Origin of the sequence: Methylobacterium sp. (assembly GCF_019750675.1) — a bacterium.
Classification (GTDB): domain Bacteria; phylum Pseudomonadota; class Alphaproteobacteria; order Rhizobiales; family Beijerinckiaceae; genus Methylobacterium.
On sequence record NZ_JAIEOF010000093.1, the window covers coordinates 1 to 2,851 of the forward strand.

Here is a 2,851-nt window from a genome sequence, read left to right on the forward strand (position 1 = left end):
CGGTCTTCGTGGTCACGGACGCGACGCGGGACGCGCGCTTCTCGGACAATCCCCTCGTCACCGGCCCGCCCGGCATCCGATTCTACGCCGGCGCGCCCCTGATCCTGCGACCGGGCATCCGGGTCGGCACCCTCTGCCTGATCGACACGATGCCGCGCGACCTGAGCGCCACGGAGGCGCGCCGGCTCGAGGACCTGGCGCGGGTCGTCGTCGCGCACCTGCGCCTCCACGAGGCCCTGCGGACCGGCGAGGCCCTGGCCCGGGAACGCGCGGCGGACATCGCCGCCCGCCGGCAGGCCGAGGCGGCGGCGGCCGAGAGCGAGGCCCGTTACCGCGAGGCCTTGGATTCGGCCCACGAGGCCATCCTGGGCCAGATCGCCGAGGGTGTGATCGTCACCGACACGGCGGGTCGGATCACCCTCGTGAACGAGGCGGCCGCCGCGATCCACGGCGTCGCGCGCCTGGATGTCGAACCGGACGATTACAGCGAGACCTACCACCTCTACACCGAGGAGGGCGTGCCTTACCCACCCGAGGATCTGCCGCTCGCGCGGGCCGTGACCGGCGCCACGGTCCGGGATGCCCGGTGGCGGGTCCGGCGCCCGGACGGCGTCGAGGTCCTGGCGATCGGCTCCGCCCGCCCTCTGGTCGGTCGTGACGGACGCCAGGTCGGTGCCGTCCTGACCATGCGGGACGACACCGCGCGCGATGCGGCCGAGCGCGCCCTGCGCGCGAGCGAGGCGGAGTTGCGGGAACTCAACGCCACCCTGAGCGCGCGGGTGGAGGCCCGCACCCGCGACGCGGAGGCGGCCACGCGGGAAGCCGAGCGCGCGAGCCTGGCCAAGACCGAGTTCCTGGCCTCCATGAGCCACGAGATCCGCACGCCGCTGAACGCCATCCTGGGCTTCACCGACCTGATGATCGCCTCGGACCGCCTGCCCCCCGACCTCCTGCGCCAAGCCGAGTTCGTGCGGACCTCCGGAGCCGCGCTGCTGACGATCGTCAACGACATCCTCGACTTCTCGAAGGTCGAGGCCGGCGCCGTCGCGCTCGACCGGCAGGCCTTCGACCCGCGGGCCCTGATCGACAGCGGCCTGTGCATCGTGCGCGGCTCGGCCGCGCAGAAGGGCCTCGCGGTCCGGGCGGTGATCGACCCCGCCCTGCCGCGCAGCCTGTACGGCGACGCGGCGCGCCTGCGGCAGGTTCTGCTGAACCTCCTCAACAACGCCATCAAGTTCACGACGCAGGGCACCGTGACCCTGAGCGTGCGACACGTGGGGACCGCCGAGACCGGCGAGCGCCTGAGCTTCAGCGTGGCCGATACCGGCATCGGCATCGCGCGCGCCAAGCAGGGCCGGCTGTTCCAGCGCTTCTCCCAGGTGGACGGCTCGATCGAGCGGGATTTCGGCGGCACGGGCCTGGGTCTCGCCATCTGCAAGCAGCTGGTCGACCTCATGGGTGGCGAGATCGGCGTCCAGTCCGAGGAGGGCCTCGGCGCCACCTTCTGGTTCGCGCTGACCCTGCCCCTCGGGGCCTCCGCGCAGCGGACGTCCCGGGCCGAGGGCGCCGCCGTCGCCCGGCGGGCGGGGCGCCTGCTCCTCGTCGAGGACAACCGGATCAACCAGGACCTCGCCCGCGCGGTCCTGGAGATCGGCGGCCATGCCGTCGACGTGGTCGCGGACGGCGCCTCCGCCATCCGCGCCGTGGCGGAGGAGGCCTACGACCTCGTCCTCATGGACGTGCAGATGCCGGGCATGGACGGCATGACGGCGACCCGGCACATCCGCGCGCTCGGCGGCACCGCCGCCACGATCCCGATCCTCGCGATGACCGCCAACGTGCTGCCCGATCAGGTCCGGATGTTCCGGGAGGCCGGCATGGACGATCACGTCGGCAAGCCCTTCGACCGGGCGGAACTCTACCGGATCGTCGAGCACTGGCTCGCGCCGCGGGAGGCGGACCCGGGAGACGGCCGGCTTGAAGCCGGCCCGCGCGCGAGCGACCGGGAGACGGATCATGGGGCGGCGGGCCGATCCGGCGACGATTCGAGCCTCCTCGACCGGATCGCCTACGACGCGGTGATCGGCCTGATCGGCGGCGGGCGGATCGCCGACACCCTGGAGACCCTCGCCGAGGAGTTGGATGCCAGCTTCGCGGGCGCCTGCGAGACCCGGGAAGACCGGGATCAGCTCCGCTTCGAGGCGCATCACTGCGTGTCCTCCGCCGGCACGCTGGGGTTCCTCGCCCTGTCCGAGGCGGCCCGGGCCCTGGAGCACTGCAACGAGCAACGGATCGCCCAGGAGGGCCCGGAGGCGTTCCACCGCGGGCTCGCGGAGGTCAGGAACCTCGCGGACCGGACGGCGCGCTATGCCGAGCGGCTTGCCGCCGAACTCGCCGGGGCGGAGGCCGCCCCCCGGGCACCGCGCTCCTAATCCCGGATCAAGCGGCCGGAATACACCACCGGTCCGGTCGGCTGGCCGGTGGGCGAGCCGCCCTCCGGCTCGACCGAGACGGCGAAGGTCCCGTTCGCGAGTGCGTCGGCGGCCGCCGGCGTGGTCAGGCCGTCGAGGGATAGGCCCCGGGTGCCCGATCCGACGAGGCCGAGGGTCTTCGGGGCCTGGCCGGCGCCGACATACCAGAGCTCGAGGCTGCGCCCCGCCGGAGCCTGCGCCTCGACCGGGCGGACCCGCGCGGTCCCGGCCCGGGTGTCGACGCTGACGAGGAGCGCGGGCGCCTCGCCGCCGCGGCTCACCACCGCGACGTAGCGCCCGTCCGCGCCGGTCGGCCGGGAGGGCCCGAGGGCGATGAACAGGGCGAGCCCCGCCGCCAGGGCGGCGGCCGTGCCGGTCGC

Annotated in this window: 2 protein-coding genes; one reads left to right on the top strand and one right to left on the bottom strand. The window is 74.2% G+C overall.

The window, feature by feature from the left end; all coding sequences use genetic code 11:
* On the top strand, positions 1–2,432 hold a 2,432-nt coding region (locus K2X24_RS04765; protein ID WP_292495198.1), incomplete at its 5' end, for an ATP-binding protein.
* On the opposite strand, the gene K2X24_RS04770 is transcribed toward K2X24_RS04765, so the two are convergent.
* A partial coding sequence (locus tag K2X24_RS04770; RefSeq protein ID WP_292495200.1) for an anti-sigma factor occupies positions 2,429–2,851 on the bottom strand: 423 nt, incomplete at its 5' end. The genes K2X24_RS04765 and K2X24_RS04770 overlap by 4 nt on opposite strands.